The sequence below is a fragment of the Methylobacterium sp. genome (genome assembly GCF_019745455.1).
Lineage (GTDB): Bacteria > Pseudomonadota > Alphaproteobacteria > Rhizobiales > Beijerinckiaceae > Methylobacterium.
In genome coordinates this window covers 1-12150 of the sequence record NZ_JAIETD010000172.1, presented here as the reverse complement: position 1 = coordinate 12150, position 12150 = coordinate 1, and the positions used below count along the sequence as shown (strand labels likewise).

The following is a 12150-nucleotide window of genomic DNA, read 5'->3' as shown; positions in this document are numbered from 1 at the left end:
TGCGGCCGGCGCGGCCCTGTTCGCCCTCGACCAGATCGTCCGCGCCGATCCGCCCTGGCTCGGGGCGCTTCGCCTGCGCCAGGCGCTCGCCGCCGCGGCCGTGTCGGCGCGCCTCTTGCGCCTGCGCGAGGACGAGGCAGCCTTGCGCGACGCGCACCACCTGACCCGACCGGGAGACGACCCCGGCCCGGCCGGGCGTCTCCATCGCGCCTGGCGCGCCCTGGCCACGCGACCGGCGCGCCTGGACCCAGCTTCGATGGCCCGGGTGGTGCACAACCTCGGTCTGGCTCCGGCGGACAACCTGCTTGAGGGGCTCGGGGTGGGGCAGGGGAGCCCGATCGCCGCCGCGGCGGAGTTGGCGACCGCGGCCGCACAAGGCCTCGACGATGAGATTTTGGGTCTAATGCTGGCCGACGTCGCCCTTGCCCAAAAACTCGGCTGGGCCGTGCCCGTGCCGCTGCTCGCCACCGCGATCCTGCATCCGTCCTCGAAATCAGGGCCGGAGCGGCGCCGGCTTCGCGCCGGCGATCCGGGCTGGGCGACCGCCTGCCACGCGGCTTATGCCCATGCAGCAGCGGCGGCCCACGCCCGCGCCGTCGACCTCGCCCGCCATGCCGACCGCCTTGTTGCGGTCGCTGGCAAGATCCGGACCCGAGCCAGCGGGACCGGCATCGGCGCACTCCTCGCCGACGATGCGGTCGCGGCGACGGCGCTGAAAGAGCTCGGCTCCGATCGCGCCGCGCGCCGCTTCCTCGAGCGCCTGGCGAGCCTCGGGGCCATCCGCGAGCTGACCGGCCGGCCCACCTTCCGGCTCTACGGGCTCTAGACATGGCGCGGGCGAGGAAAAGGGCGCTGTTCGACCCGGAGCTCGGCGAGCTGCCGCACGAGGCGCGCTGGCGCGAGTGGATGGGCCGGGTGGAGGCGGTGATATTCGCGTCCCCGACGCCCGTGCCGCGCGAAACGCTTGCCCAACTGGTCGGCCCGGAGTGCCGGCTCGACGAGCTTTTGGCCGACATCCAGGATGAGCTGCGCGCGCGCCCCTACGAGCTCGTGTTCGTCGCCGGCGGGTGGCAGCACCGAACGCGGGGCCGCTTCGCCGACGCGATCCGCTCGGCCCGCGGACGGGGCGACGACGATGATGATGGACCGGCCCTGACCCCGACCGAAAACCTGGTCGTCACGGCGATCGCCTACCTGCAGCCGGTGACGCGGGCGGAGCTGTCGCGGCTTCTCGGCAAGGAGGTCAGTCGGGATACGATCGCCCGGCTGAAACGGCTCGATCTCGTCGCTGCGGGGCCGCGTATGCCGGCGATCGGCGCCCCGCTCACCTACGTGACGACGAGCGCGTTCCTGTCCCTGTTCGGGCTCGCCTCCCTGCGCGATCTGCCCGACATCGAGGCGCTCGAGGCGGCAGGGCTTCTGGAGCGCGGCGCGCCCGTCGACTCGGCTCCCGACGATCTCGACGAGGTGCTGGGGCTGATGAGGGACGACGCCGAGCTCTCTGAGGCCGCCGCACCGCCCTTCGAGGATTGAGCTTGGCGTCGGAGCTGGACATCGCGATACGCCGCGAGCAGCTCCCATAGCGGGGCGGCACAGGACAGGGCGGCCGGAGCTTTCGGGGCCCGGGGAGCGGGCGGCCGCACCGCGTCGCGGAGCGCCTGGACCTCAGGCGACAGTCGCATCAGGCAGAGCACGCGCGCCGAGACGGAGAGGGCGGTGAAGGGCTGGGGATAGGGCCGGCGGAGCCGAGACGGTAAGCCCAGGATCGCCTTCGTGACGGCGGCATCGTGTCCCCACGAACGGCCGAGCATCGCGAGGGCTGCGGCCGCGCGGCGCGCCGTCGGTCCAAGCCGCGGCGCCTCGGCGAGACGCAGGTCGAAGCCGCAGGTCGCGCAGACGTGCTGCGGCAGCCGTGCGGCTTGAGACCCCGGCGCGAGACCTTGCCGGCAGACCGGACAGCGGTCGAGCAGGCGCCGTCGGTGCCGAACGCAGGCGACCGTGGTCGCGAACCGCCACTCCCTCCGAAAGTAAGTCGTCTCGTCAGCGGTCAGGCAGTGCGGGCAGAACTGCAGCCAGGTTGCCTGCCGGCGGCCATGCCGGCGCGCAGGGATGTCGGCGCGCAGCGGCAGCAGCAGCGGAAAGGTGTGGACGTCGCCAAGGGTGAAACCGGCGATGAGGTCGGGCGCGAGACCTGTCCAGCGCGCGAGATCAGCGCACACGCTCCTCGGCGGCTCAAGATCGAGCCGACCTGACCAGTGCCCTGAGCCGAGCCCGAGTATGGAGCCAAGGGCTCTCGGCGGCAGGCCATTGCCCAGGGCAAGCCGGGTGACCCAGCTCGACAGCAGCTCGTCCGGATGAGGGTCGATCTTAACGGGCCAGCGGCCCGACATCAGCTCGCGGTAGCGCGGTTGGACCTCGATGGCGATCGGCTCAGGCGCGCTCACAGCAGCGCCTCGCGCTGCGGCGACCCTCGCCGACGCGAGAGCGGAATGGTGCCGAGTGCCTCGATGCTCGCGGCGGTGATCCGCTCGCTGCCCTCGCGGATCGCCGCCGTCGCGGCCCGCGTCACGAGGCCGACGACCTCGCCGATGAGCCCCTCCGAAAGCGCGAACACGGCGCGCGCGGTTCGTTCGTCGGAGAGGTTGGATGGCCTCATCAACGGCAAGGCGGCCTCCAGGCTGTCGAGGAGCGCGAGATACTCCTCGTTGTCAGTCCAGCGCGGAACGGGAGCGAGCGTGAAGCGGCTCGCCATTTCGTCGGTCAGGTGCATATAGTCATAGACCGCGACCTCGCCGACGAGCACGGGCGAGATGTCGTACTCGCGCCCGAAGCGGCGCAGCACGGCAAAGATCCCCTCGACATCACGCGTACGGCCGCACAGGCAGTTGTGGAACTCGTCGAAGATGAGGACACGCGGCCTCAACTGCCGAAACAGGTGGTCCAGCTGCTCGGCCTTGGCGGCGGTGTGGCGCACCCGCGTCTGCGGCGCCCCGAGCGCAGTCAGAATCCCACCGTAGAAGTTGAGCAGCCCCGTGCCCTCCCGGGTCTGCACCACGAAGACCTGCTGAGGGCGATCTTCGGCTTGGCATCGCCGGAGATGAGTGATCGCGAAGCGCTCCGCGATCATGCTCTTGCCGTTGGCATATGGGCCGGCCAGCAGGAGGCCTTGCGTGCGCAGCGACGCGGGGCGCACAAGCAGGTCCTCCAGCCTCGCGAGGGCAGCCCGTGCCGCGCTGTACGCGATCCAGCGCGGGGAGCGCATGAAGGCGATCCGCTCCGAGGGGGTCTTCTCCAGCCAGGGCCGAACGTGATCGAGGAGGTGATCGCCCATGCGGCTCACCACTCCTCGACAGGAAGGAGGCGTCGTTGCCGAACGGAATGCGCCGCCGCTGCCGATACCTCGGGTGCCAGCTGACGTGGCTTCGCCGCGGCGGCCGCGAGAGCCGCCCGCGCCGCGGCTCGCCGCTCGCTCCTCATTGACGCGCCGGTCGATCCTGCCGCTGGGCGCCGAGCCTGGGCTCCGATCGCCCGGATGGCGCGCCGGAGCTCGACCCGGGTCTGCGGTCCCCCGCCTGCGAGCGCCCGTCGCATGGCGCGGTCGCGCTCGTGCTCCCAAAGCGTGAGCGGGGTCAGCCGCCCATCCCGCCGTCCGAGAGGCAGGAACGCCAGGCTGCGGGGGTGGCGCAGGTAGATGTGGCTGAGATCGCGTGGATCATACCGCATCTCGAGCTTGCCGAGGCGGTCGCGCTCGGGGACGAGTTCGCCAAGCCAGGGGGCGTAGTAGTCGATCGCGTGGACGCTCACGCCTTGCGGGGTGAGCCGGCGCTCACCGCCCGGCAAGAAATTGATCAGCACCTGAGATGGGTCGTCATTATGCCGTGTCAGAGTATGGCTCTGAGCCCGCCACTCGTCGTTCGGCACGATCAGGGTCTTCTCGATCGGCAGCCGGTTGTGGTCGAGGATCGCGAGCGCGATGCAGCGCTCCAGATCGGTGAAGGTCAGGCACGCCCTCTCCTCGGCGGGATAGCCGTCGCGATCGGCGATGGAGCGTCCCGTGCGGCCCGGCAACGTCCGCAGTACCCCGTTGAGCTTGCCGAGCAGTCGCTCGACCACGCCGCCCTGGTGGACGTTGCCCCGGTGCCGGGGGCGGATCGAGATCCCGTACTCCCTGCAGCCGCGCGCGAAGGCCTTGCCCTTGAACTCCTTGGCCCCGTCCACGACGAGCGTCTCGGGACGGCCGAGCATCGGCCAAGCGTACAGGCTCAAGCCGCGCGCCGCGAGCCAGTCGTCCTTCGGGCAGAGCACCTGCGCCATGCACAGGGCGACCGAGAGCGAGCTCGGCCTCTCCAGCGTGAGGCAGAAGCCCAGGATCGCCCGCGAGAAGACGTCGACCGTGAGCGTCAGGTAGGGCCGGCCGACGAAGGCGCCCGTGTCGTCGACCACCTCGACGAAGTGGATGTCGGCGGGCGTGTGGTCTATCTGACAGACCGCCAGCGGGCGCGGGGCTGTGATGTAGCCCGGCCGCGCCTTGAGCCGGCGCAGATGGGCGGGGTTGGTCGAGCGCGTCTTGGCGATAGTCGCGTCGTCGAACAGCCGCGGGATTCGCTGCTGCACACCGCCGTAGGACGGCGGACGCTCGCCGGCCTCAGCGCAGCGCGCCCGGATCTCGTCGACGACCGGCTTGAGCGGCGGCGCCTCGAGCACGAGCCACTGCTCGCGCAGGGTTGTGGCTATGATGCCCTCAACGCGCTCGCTCAGCCGCTTGGCCCGCGGTCCATGCCGGTGGGGCAGGAGCGAGCTCATGGTCCGTTCGGGGGCGTAGCGTTTGAGCAGGTTGTAGATCTGCCGCGTCGTGAGATCGAGTTCCGCGGCGGCTCGGGCGATCAAGGTCCGCCGCGGGTCCGATCCGTCCAGGACTTTGTCGAGCTCCCGTGCCTGCCGCTTGGCTTCGGCCCGAACGTCGTCGACGAGCACCGTGCGGCCTCTGAGCGCTTCCCTGCGTTTGGTTCTGCCCACCTGAAACCACCCGCCGAATCGAAATCGCTAGCCAAAAGCAGGCCCGGACTATCGCGCTATCCTCACAGAATTATTACCGGACTCGGACTTGAAGTCGCGACGTGAAAGCGACACCTCGCCCGCCTGGACGAGCGGCTGCGCGCCAGTCCGGTCGCAAGCGGCTGGGCAAGCCGCACCCACTTTCACGATGCCTGCGCCTCGTTGTGGCTCGCCGGCGAACTCGTCCATCTCGAAGACCTCGTTCTCCACGACGCTGGGATGGACATCCGGGCACCGACCCACGAGCTCACCCGCGCGCACGCCGTCTTACGAGCCCGACGCCTCGTGGCAGGGAAGGAACCCAAATGGGCGCTCAGCCCCGCCGGCCTCATGCAGCTCCGTGGTCGTCCATCGTCTCCGGATCCTCGAGGAGGGTCAGGGCGAGTGCATGAGGACGAGGGCCAGGATGTGGACGAACAGGACTCCGACGGCGCTCCGGAGCGCGACGAAGCGCCATCGCACGATTTGAGCAAGGAGTTCGCCGCGATCGATGCTGTTCTCGCCCGGTCGTCCCGTCTCCTCCAAGAGGGCGTGCTCGCGCCTAAGCGGGAGCGGGATCCGCTGGTCTACGACCTCGATTGGAACGAGGATGCCCGGCTGCAGGAGTGGCGCTCAGCGCTGGACGCCACGCGACAGCGCCCTCCGTTGGTAACCGCCGCTCTGTCACTGGAAGCGTGGCAGGTCCTTGATCCGCTGCAGCATGTCCGGTGGCTCGGGCAGCTGTTGGTCTCCGCCGTCCTACGCGAGCGCGGAAAGACAGCTGCCCATCTCCTCTGCCTAAACGTCGGTCTGCGCCACGTTCCGCGAGAGCGCCGACGCAGCCGCGATCGCACCATCCGCCTGCTTGCTTTCGCTGAGGCGGTCACGGCAGCGGCGGAGATCGGGATGAAGGAGCATGACCGCCTGATGCTGACGCGAGCACAGCTGGAACGAAAGCTCCGCGGCAGGCGCTCGACCTCGCAGCTCCCGAAACTCATCGAGCTCGTCCTCGCCCGGCCAATCGTGACCGCGGCCCTCATCGCCCAGGAACTGGGGATCACGCAGCGCGGGGCGCAAAACCTCGTGGCAGAGCTTGGGTTGAGAGAGACGACCGGACGAGGCCGTTACCGGGCCTGGGGCATCTGAGGCTGACCGGCCTGCCAATCGATCACGGACGTGAATCGTTCGGCGCTGACCGATTCAGCGTTTGAATTGGACCAGCGTCATTCCCTGGGCGATGGTGGCGCATGTCCGATCCGACGCTGCAAGTGCTCGTGCTCGAGCGCTGCGATCCGGCCTTGAACATGGCGCGGTTCTACGTCCTCTCTGTCGAGCCGACCCTATTCGGCGAGGCGGCGCTCGTGCGCGAGTGGGGCCGGATCAGCCACCGCGGCCGCATGCGGCTCGACCTCTTCGAGGATCGCGTGAAAGCCGCCGAAGCGCTCGAGGATTGGCTGCGTCGGAAATCGCGGCGCGGCTACGCCGTCCGGGCGCCCGCCTGAGCCTTCTACTGGGATGCATTCCGACGTGTTCGGCCCATTTTGGCAGCCGTGGCACGAGACCCGCGGCCGGTGCTGGTGGATCGCACAGCCATTGTCGGGCAGCCCTCTCCAGGAGGCCACGGCCAAGCGATCGTCCGCTGAGACCCGAAATGGCACTTGAGCGCTCGCAAAGTCATCTCTATCTTGGGGAGACTTTATTCGGAGGTCAAGATGGCAAGTGCGGTCAGCCTGACCCTCAATGAGGCCGGATACGTGGTGGGGCAGTCCAGCACGGCCATCAACCGCGCTGTCGACCGCGGCGTCATCAAGGCCAAGCCGCAGCGCCGCGGCAAGGCCCGGCTGCGCAAGCTCGGCCCAGCCGAGCTGCGGTTCTTGGCGATCGCCGGCGAGGTCGAGAAGGATCTGACTCCGGCGGCCCGTCGCAAGGTTTACGAGGCTATCCGCCGGCTGCCCCCGGATGCACACCGCCTGGAATTCGGCGTCATGGAGTTCAAGCTGGCCGATGTCGACCGGCGCATCGCCGAGCGGCTGCGGCGCCTTACGGAGGTGAAGGCCTTGGTCGACCTGCGCCCGGGAGCCGAGCCTGTCCTGCGCGGCACGAACGTCTCTGTCTGTGAGCTTGCCGCTCTGAAACGAGGGCAGACGGTGGCTGAAATCCTCGAGGATTATCCGGGCCTGACTGCCGAGCAGGTGGAGGCTGGGGTGGAGTACGCCAAGGTCTACCCGAAGACCGGGCGACCGCTACCGGCGCGCAGCTTCAAGCGGATGCTGAGCGACATGGCGGCGTCGGGGGCCTGGGACGTCGAGAGCGACGACGAGCCGATGACGCCCCGCCTCATCCCGTGACGGTCTACCTCCTGGACGAGAACGTCCTGAGGGAACTGCACCCCAGCGGGAACGCCAATGTCCGCGCTTGGTACGCTGGCGTCGACTCGGGCGATCTGCGGATCAGCGCCATGACGTTCTTCGAGAAGCGGCGTGGATGGGAGCGCCGGAAGAAGAGCGACCCGGACCTCGCCGCCGCGAAGCTCGCCGAGTTGGATGCGCTCGAGGCGGCTACGGATCACGCGTGGTGCCGACCGACGCTGCAGTCGTGGCGGAGTGGGCACGGCTGCTCGGAGCGAAGGACAAGAACCAGCGTGACCGGGCGCTTGCGGCAACCGCCCGCGTGCATGGTTTCGTGCTGGTGACGCGCAACGTCGACGACGTGCGCGGCTGCGGGGTTCGGGTGCTCAACCCGTTTCGCCAGGACCCGGCCGTCGAAACCGTCTGAGACCCGATTCGTATGACAAACGTGGACGCGCTTCTATGGCTCGGCCAGCGTTCGCGCCGACAGCTTCAGCCCTTTGGTCCCTGAGCGCGTCTTGGCAGTAGCCGCAATGACCGCCGGTGTCGACCGGCGGTCGCCGAAAGGAGCCCCGGAGCACCAAGGGGCGTTGCTGTGTTGCTGGGTCCCGGCCGGTTCTGGTGGGATCGCCGGCGTCGAGCCCGGACCCAGCTGCGGCGACGCCCAGACCTGATCGAGCTTTGTGGTTCGCACGACATCCAACTGCCAGCTTGACATCCGGCAATTGGCCGTACATCTCTCCACCGAATACCCATTTCTATCCTGGAGCGGGTGGTGGCACGATCGACAGCAAGCAAGGGCGCGCCTCAGGCGCAACGAGCCCGTCCGGAGCGGCTGGAGGCTCGCATCACCGGCGAGCAGAAGGCCATGTTTCAGCGTGCAGCCGATCTTCAAGGCCGCAGCCTGACCGATTTCGTCGTGTCGAGCGTCCAGGAGGCAGCCAAGCGCACAATCGAAGACTTTGAGGTGATCCACCTCAGCGTCCGCGACTCGGAATTGTTTATCGACGCGCTGCTGAATCCACGCGCCCCTGGTCCGAAGCTGCGCGAGGCCGCTGCCTGGTACAAACAGACCATGGGTGACGTTTGAGCGAACGGAGCCGCCCGCGCCGGCGACCCGTCATCGAGCGTTTAGCCGAGCACCACGATCGCACGGCGTTTCAATCTGGAAGCGTGCCCCTGGATCGGTATCTCCACGTCCAGGCTGGCCAGGACGCGCGTCGGCGTGTTGCCGCGCCGTTCGTTCTGGTTTTTCCGCCCGTGCCTGCTGTAATCGGCTACTATACCCTGTCCAACGCCTCCGTGAGGCCAGCCGAACTGCCGCCGGCGACCGTAAAGCGTTTGCCGCGGTACCCGACGTTGCCGGCGACCCTTGTCGGCCGGCTTGCGGTGGACGCGCGGCATCGGAACCAGCGCTACGGTCGCTTGCTCCTCCTCGACGCCCTGCGGCGGAGCCTGGGCAACGAGATTGCGTCGATGGCGGTGCTCGTCGATGCCAAGGATGAGGCGGCTCGTCGGTTCTACCTGCATCACGATTTTACCCCCCTGCAGGATCAGCCGAACCGGCTGTTCCTGCCGATGGCCAGCATCGCTGCACTGTTCTCATCTTGACCGCATCCTGGATTCAGGAGAGCTCCAAGTCGGCAACGTGCCCGGGCGAGTGCCGCGAGCACGCTACACTCGGTAATCTCAATCGCTCCGGGCCGGCTCTGGTGGGATCGCCGGCGTGGAGCGCCGGCGGCTGCCATCCTGACGGTCCCCGCCGCGGAGCCGCCGTCAGCGAGCGGCTGTGATCCGCGAGCGTCGCGATGGGAGACCGGCTCCAGAGCGCGAGAGGGAAGGGGAGGGGGGCTTGGCGCCCCCCGTCCGGCTCAGCGGGACCAGATCAGGTTGCTGGCGCCGTCCTCGGCCTCGACCAGGGAGGCGTAGATCGGGGCCGGGAAGCTCGGATCGTCGAGCTTGACCGAGGTGTAGGGCCGGCCTTCCTTCGAGGTCTTCTTCCAGGCGGCGCCGAGCTCGACGTTGGTGGTGCCGGCGATGATCCGGAAGTCAGGGCTCTTGTCGTTGTCCTTCTCGACCGGGACGAAGCGGACCTTGGCGTTGAGGGTGAGGGTCTTGACCGAGCCGGCGAGGCCGTTGTTGGTCTGGGTGAAGGTGCCGATGATCGCCATGACTGTCTCTCCGTGGGTTCATCTCGGCCGCGCCCATCGCGGCCTTGATGGGATCGAAGAGGCCGGGGGCGATCGACCCGCACCCGCAGGGCCGCAGCGCAGCGGAGGACGGCCAAAGGCGGCTATTTTGTTCCGCGGGGAATGCCCGCAGGGCAGGGGAAAATAGTCGACGACGCCGTTGCGGAGGCGATCGAGGCGAAGCCGGACCTCGGCCAGATCCCACCAATCAAGGCCCGCGACATGGGCGTGCCGACACCTGAACCTTTCCCAGGAGAGACGTGGCGAGCCCCTCGGCCCGCCCCTAAACCGGACACCGCCGGAATGCCTGAACCCTCGCTTACAGCCCGCCTGAGCCGTGCGAGCAGGACAACCTCGCGATCCCGCACCGGCCTTCGCTCGCCAGCACTTCGACCCGCCGCCGCCCAGAACCGAGAAGGAGCCGCCCCCCCGACCAAGCCCCGAGCGCTCCGGTCCCGGCGGAAACTCCCGCACCCGAGAGGCCTAAACGGGACAGCGGTGATCAAGGCACACAGGGCGGATTCAAGCGGTCGTCGCAACGCCTGGACAGAGGAGCGACAGCCTGAACGGCAGCACTTGCCGCCGGTTGACGGCCTGCCGCCAAGGAGAGCTGCATGAGCAAGCTCCCGCCCACATGCGGCAGGGCAGGATGCCAGCCAACGGCAGCCCACCCGATCTCCTCGAAGCCTTTCCGCCGGTAGAGGCTGCGGGCCCGCGCGTTGTCGCCCCAAACATGCAGGGTGAGGCGGTCGAACCCTTCCGATCGGGCTTTCTCGCCGACCAGATCGATCAGCCTGGCGGCGATGCCCTGGCCCTGGAAGAGAGGAGCGACGGCGATGTTGTTGAGACAGTAACTGCCCCAGTCCTGTACTTCGGTTCGTTGCCGGATGTGGATTTCCCGCTGCGACAGGGCAAAGGCGTGTGGCTCATCCCTGAGCCGGGCGGTCGGGAAGGCGTTCGCCATGCCCACCACGGCGGCGCCAACCTCTGCCACAAGGCAGTGTCGGTAGGAGCATTCGCTCTCGGTCGAGCAAACCATGTGAGCGTAGAGCGCCCATGCACTCACGCCGGGTGCGAGTCCGTCCAGCACGAACTGCAAGGTGTCGCCCCCGGCCTGGAGCATCAGGTCCGTGAGCGCTTCGGCGTCTTGCGGCGCCGCGGCCCGGTATTCGATTTCCATGGCCTCCCCTGGCCATCTTTCTCCCACGCCAGACCGCAGCATCTGGCCTAACGGGCCAGGTTCATAAGCCAGGACATGGTTAACCATGTGCTAACAGGGAGCACCCGGCAACCTGAGCTCTTCACTCCGCTGATGCCATCTCCTTCGTGGAACATGTGCAACTGCACACGATGCCAAGGGGCGCGCGGAGCGACCTGGGAGAGAGGACATTGAGAGCGCCGCCGCCGGTCCATCTCGGAGGCGCTTATGAGCAAGACGAGAGCTCCCCTTTTCGCAACAGCGCTCCTGCGTGCGAGCGTGACGCTTGCCCCCGCCCAGGCCGGTGCTGGTGGTGCTGCCGGCGGGGGGTGCCGCCGGCGGTGGAGGTGATGGCGCGCTGGGCGGCGCGGGGGGCGCTCTCACGACCCGACCTCAGGTCGCGAGCCTCGAGGCGAATATCCGCACCGTCGTCGAGTTGCGCGAGGCTGGAGCTTTCGGCACGGGCCAAAGGCGGGTGTTTCGTTCCGCGGGGAATGCCCGATCCCGGGTCCCCGCGCGACCTGTCGCATGGGGGGGTCTGGCAGGGGAAAATAGTTGGCCCGCGCCGTTGCGGAGGCGATCGAGGCGCAGCCGGACCTCGGCCAGATCCCACCAATCAAGGCCCGCGACATGGGCGTGCCCATCCCTGAACCAGCTCAGGAGAGACACTGGCCAGGCCTCGCCCGCCCTGAACCGGGACATCGCCGAATCGCCGCCCTACCCCCGCGCACGGTCGCGGCCGCGTTAAGCCCCGAGCAGGACAGCTCTCAAACCACAACTGAGCCTCATCATCCCGGCACTTCGCCACTGCAGCGCTGCCCAGAATCGAAAAGAGCCGCCCGCCAGGTCGAGCCCGACCGCCCCGTCCCGGCCGAGATTCCCGCTCCCAAGAGGCCTAAACGGGACAGCGGTGATCGAGGCATACAGGAAGCCGCCGTTCAGCCGACACCAACGCTAACGGGCAGGGCTGCCGACCCGCGGCTAGGCGCAGGGGAGTTGGCCGACATGCGGGTTGAGACCGCCAATGATGGTCTTCCGAGGCGCAGCCGAGCGGCTGATGAGTATCCGCCGGGCGGGCAGGAGTCGGCCGGCCAGGCTGCCTACCGTGGGGCTCCTCTGGCGTGACATCGTATGGGATGTTATGTTCTTGCTGTGCTGCGAGTGGTTCTGGACACGTCGATTGTTACTTCCGCCTTCCGGAGCCGCACCGGTGCGAGCTTCGTTCTGCTCCGTGCAGTTCGCCTGCAACGCCTGATCCCGCTCGCGGTGCTGTCCGAAAAGTGGTTGGAATTCGGCGTGGCGCGATCTCCGATAACATGAGGGTATCGTTTCAGGCTGCGAGGTCAATCGGCTGATCGATGGGCTTGGTGGCGAGGGTCTG

At 68.3% G+C, this 12150-nt stretch carries 12 protein-coding genes and 1 pseudogene; 8 read left to right on the top strand and 5 right to left on the bottom strand.

Features of this window, described 5'->3' with window-relative positions; all coding sequences use genetic code 11:
* Nucleotides 1–826, top strand: an 826-nt coding sequence (locus K2Y56_RS25760; RefSeq protein ID WP_292514859.1) for a DUF1403 family protein, incomplete at its 5' end; no start/stop codon positions are given.
* A gap of 2 nt (nt 827–828) precedes the next feature.
* On the top strand, nt 829–1533 hold the full coding sequence (locus K2Y56_RS25755; RefSeq protein WP_292514857.1) for an SMC-Scp complex subunit ScpB: 705 nt from the start codon (nt 829–831) through the stop codon (nt 1531–1533).
* Nucleotides 1534–2027: 494 nt separating this feature from the next.
* Here K2Y56_RS25755 and K2Y56_RS26635 read toward each other — a convergent pair.
* The 3 genes and pseudogenes from K2Y56_RS26635 to K2Y56_RS25740 form a co-directional block, all read right to left on the bottom strand.
* A pseudogene (locus K2Y56_RS26635) lies at nt 2028–2390 on the bottom strand (TniQ family protein); the annotation flags it as partial.
* Between the two features lie 50 nt (nt 2391–2440).
* Nucleotides 2441–3331: a TniB family NTP-binding protein gene (locus K2Y56_RS25745; protein ID WP_292514852.1), complete on the bottom strand. Its 891-nt coding sequence runs from the start codon at nt 3329–3331 to the stop codon at nt 2441–2443.
* 5 nt (nt 3332–3336) lie between these two features.
* The gene (locus tag K2Y56_RS25740; RefSeq protein ID WP_292514849.1) at nt 3337–4974 is read right to left on the bottom strand and encodes a transposase family protein; all 1638 of its coding nucleotides are present in this window, start codon (nt 4972–4974) and stop codon (nt 3337–3339) included.
* A gap of 165 nt (nt 4975–5139) precedes the next feature.
* On the opposite strand from K2Y56_RS25740, the gene K2Y56_RS25735 reads away from it, so the two are divergent.
* The 6 genes from K2Y56_RS25735 to K2Y56_RS25710 all read left to right on the top strand — a co-directional run bounded on the left by K2Y56_RS25735 (nt 5140) and on the right by K2Y56_RS25710 (nt 8993).
* Nucleotides 5140–6180: an RHE_PE00001 family protein gene (locus K2Y56_RS25735; RefSeq protein WP_366849522.1), complete on the top strand. Its 1041-nt coding sequence runs from the start codon at nt 5140–5142 to the stop codon at nt 6178–6180.
* Nucleotides 6181–6281: 101 nt separating this feature from the next.
* Nucleotides 6282–6536 (top strand): WGR domain-containing protein, encoded by a 255-nt coding sequence (locus K2Y56_RS25730; RefSeq protein WP_292514847.1) that lies wholly within the window; start codon nt 6282–6284, stop codon nt 6534–6536.
* Between the two features lie 210 nt (nt 6537–6746).
* Nucleotides 6747–7382 carry a DUF433 domain-containing protein gene (locus K2Y56_RS25725; protein ID WP_292514844.1) on the top strand — a complete coding sequence of 212 codons (636 nt, stop codon included), beginning with the start codon at nt 6747–6749 and terminating at the stop codon, nt 7380–7382.
* A 226-nt stretch (nt 7383–7608) separates the two neighbouring features.
* Nucleotides 7609–7809: a hypothetical protein gene (locus K2Y56_RS25720; protein WP_292514841.1), complete on the top strand. Its 201-nt coding sequence runs from the start codon at nt 7609–7611 to the stop codon at nt 7807–7809.
* Nucleotides 7810–8157: 348 nt separating this feature from the next.
* Complete coding sequence (locus K2Y56_RS25715; RefSeq protein ID WP_292514838.1) at nt 8158–8472, top strand: DUF1778 domain-containing protein; 315 nt, start codon at nt 8158–8160, stop codon at nt 8470–8472.
* A gap of 170 nt (nt 8473–8642) precedes the next feature.
* Nucleotides 8643–8993, top strand: a complete 351-nt coding sequence (locus K2Y56_RS25710) for a GNAT family N-acetyltransferase (protein ID WP_366849516.1) — start codon at nt 8643–8645, stop codon at nt 8991–8993.
* Between the two features lie 260 nt (nt 8994–9253).
* Here the strand turns inward: K2Y56_RS25710 and K2Y56_RS25705 are convergent, their stop codons facing one another.
* Both K2Y56_RS25705 and K2Y56_RS25700 read right to left on the bottom strand, forming a co-directional pair.
* On the bottom strand, nt 9254–9553 hold the full coding sequence (locus tag K2Y56_RS25705) for a DUF736 domain-containing protein (RefSeq protein WP_292514832.1): 300 nt from the start codon (nt 9551–9553) through the stop codon (nt 9254–9256).
* 520 nt (nt 9554–10073) lie between these two features.
* Nucleotides 10074–10751 carry a GNAT family N-acetyltransferase gene (locus tag K2Y56_RS25700; protein ID WP_292514830.1) on the bottom strand — a complete coding sequence of 226 codons (678 nt, stop codon included), beginning with the start codon at nt 10749–10751 and terminating at the stop codon, nt 10074–10076.
* Nucleotides 10752–12150: the final 1399 nt, after the last annotated feature.

Coding starts and splice junctions, on each gene's coding strand:
- K2Y56_RS25700 (WP_292514830.1), bottom strand. CDS start 10,751: ATGGAAATCGAATACCGGGCCGCGGCGCCGCAAGACGCCGAAGCGCTC.
- K2Y56_RS25755 (WP_292514857.1), top strand. CDS start 829: ATGGCGCGGGCGAGGAAAAGGGCGCTGTTCGACCCGGAGCTCGGCGAG.
- K2Y56_RS25730 (WP_292514847.1), top strand. CDS start 6,282: ATGTCCGATCCGACGCTGCAAGTGCTCGTGCTCGAGCGCTGCGATCCG.
- K2Y56_RS25745 (WP_292514852.1), bottom strand. CDS start 3,331: ATGGGCGATCACCTCCTCGATCACGTTCGGCCCTGGCTGGAGAAGACC.
- K2Y56_RS25705 (WP_292514832.1), bottom strand. CDS start 9,553: ATGGCGATCATCGGCACCTTCACCCAGACCAACAACGGCCTCGCCGGC.
- K2Y56_RS25725 (WP_292514844.1), top strand. CDS start 6,747: ATGGCAAGTGCGGTCAGCCTGACCCTCAATGAGGCCGGATACGTGGTG.